Raw genomic sequence first — 2,432 nt, 5'->3', positions numbered from 1 at the left:
TGTGCGCCACGAGGCGCTCTGTTTGTATCCCCGGCTCAGCCGGGAGGAACTCGGAAGGAGGTTCCTGGGCCCGATGACTTACCTGGATCCGAAAGGTGAAGGGGACAAGAGCATGTCAGAAAACCTGTGACCGGGGCCAGTTGTCGGGCACGGTGCGCAGGGTGGCCCGCGCGATATGGCGAAGACTGGATTGTTTGAAGCCCAATCTCCAGAAGATGCAAGTTCCCATCCGTCGGAAAGACATCTGAAACCGGCGCCGCACTCTGCCCTGGCTTCGATTGCTGTGGTCGGGTCAACTTCCGGAGTGCGGAGCGATGTCCAGCGAGGACATTCAAGGAGATGAGTGGGACGCCTGTGTCGCGCTAGAACGTACAGACAGGGACGAACGTGGGATCGCCTACGGGACGCGAGTCCTACGGCGACGGAGGCCCCGTAGTAGTCGCCGGAGTCACGACCGGCCAGGGAGGACGGGAAAGCCGTCCGCATCGGGCGAAGGGGGCCAGGTGATTCGGACACCTCAGACTCGGGAGGTATGCGGAATGCAGAGCGCCAAAACGGTGCTGGGTGTCCTGCGTGAACGCGGCAGGCAGGGCCTGCCGTGCGATGAACTGTATCGGCAGCTGTTCAATCCGCAGTTGTATCTGCTGGCCTACGGTCGCATCTATGCCAATCATGGCGCGATGACACCCGGGGTCACGTCGGAAACCGTGGACGGCATGTCACAGCGGAAGATTGACCGGATCATCGAGGCGATGCGCCACGAGCGTTACCGCTTCCGTCCGGTCCGGCGCGTCCATATCCCGAAGAAGAATGGGAAGACGCGTCCGCTGGGGCTGCCGACCTGGTCGGACAAGCTCGTCGGTGAAGTGGTCCGCCTGTTATTGGAGGCGTATTACGAGCCCACGTTCTCCGACCGCTCTCATGGGTTTCGTCCCCGCCGGGGCTGCCATACCGCTTTGCGGGAGGTGGACCATACCTGGACCGGGGCGTCCTGGTTCATCGAAGGGGACATCGCCGACTGCTTCGGTAGCCTGGACCACGAGGTCCTGCTGTCGATCCTCGGCGAGAGGATCCATGACCAGCGGTTCCTGCGGCTGGTGCGCAACATGCTGACAGCCGGGTACCTGGAGGACTGGAGATGGGGCGCCACGCTCTCCGGAGCGCCGCAAGGCGGGGTGGCCTCCCCGGTCCTGTCCAACATCTACCTGCACAAGTTGGATGAGTTCGTCGAGACAGTTCTAATTCCGGAGTACACCCGAGGGAAACGCCGGGCCCGCAACCCGGCCTATCTGGAGTTGCAGAATCTGCTGGCGAAAGCCCGCCGGCGCGGCGACCGGGTCCAGGCCCGTGCGCTGCGTCAGCGGATGGTCAGCCTGCCGAGCGCGGATCCCGATGATCCGGGATACCGCAGGCTGCGCTACGTACGCTACGCGGATGATCACCTCCTCGGTTTCACCGGTCCGAAAGCCGAGGCCGAGCAGATCAAACAACGCCTGGCCCAGTTCCTGCGTGACGAACTCAGGCTGGAACTGTCCCAGGAAAAGACACTGATCACTCACGCCCGCACCCGGGCAGCAAGGTTTCTCGGCTACGAGATCACGACCCAGCACAACGACACGAAGAAAACCGGCCGTTACCGTCGAGTCAACGGCCAGATAGCACTCCGTGTTCCACGGGACGTGATCAAAGCCAAGTGCGCCCCCTATATCGATCGCGGAAAGCCCGCAAAGAAGACGGCCCTGGTCAACAGTAGCGATCACGCGATCGTGGCGACCTTCGGGACAGTCTATCGGGGCGTCGTCCAGTACTACCTGCTTGCCGGAGATGTCTTCCGGCTGCATCGGCTGCAATGGGTCATGGAAACTTCTATGCTCAAGACTCTTGCGGCCAAGCACCGCTCGTCAGTGTCGAAGATGGCCGCCAAGCACAAGGCCAGAATCGACACCCCCAACGGTCCCCGAGTCTGCTTCGAGGCCCGAATCGAGCGGAAGAACAGGACACCACTGGTGGCCCGGTTCGGTGGGATTCCTCTCCAACGGCAGCGGGCGGCGGAACTCGCCGACCGTGAGCCTGTCCGGGTGGACTATCCGCAGAAGGAACTCATCGCGAGACTCCTGGCGGATACCTGCGAGATCTGCGGAAGCAAGGGCAACGTGCAAGTGCACCACGTCCGCGCTCTCGCTGACCTTACGCATGCCGGATGGCAGCCTTCCGACTGGGCGCGCGTCATGCTCCACCGTCGCCGCAAAACTGTCGTGGCCTGCGACATCTGCCACGACCGTATCCATTCGGAACGGCCAGCCAGACCACTCACGCAGTAGTCACTGGAGAGCCGGATGACCGGGAAACCGTCATGTCCGGTTCGGCGGGAGGCCGCGTGGAACAGGACTCGCCCCACGGCGAGCACCTCGCCGCGCGGCCGACCCAACCGC

At 63.1% G+C, this 2,432-nt stretch carries 1 protein-coding gene; it reads left to right on the top strand.

The window, feature by feature from the left end:
• Positions 1–539: 539 nt before the first annotated feature.
• Entirely contained in the window at positions 540–2,321 is a 1,782-nt protein-coding gene (locus tag ACIRU3_RS47600; protein ID WP_404070709.1) for a reverse transcriptase domain-containing protein, read from the top strand.
• The last annotated feature ends 111 nt before the right edge of the window (positions 2,322–2,432 follow it).

The organism is Streptomyces sp. NPDC101151 (assembly GCF_044768335.1).
In the GTDB taxonomy this organism is placed as follows: domain Bacteria; phylum Actinomycetota; class Actinomycetes; order Streptomycetales; family Streptomycetaceae; genus Streptomyces.
Note: the sequence above shows the minus strand (reverse complement) of the source record. Positions and strands in the feature narration are given on the sequence as shown.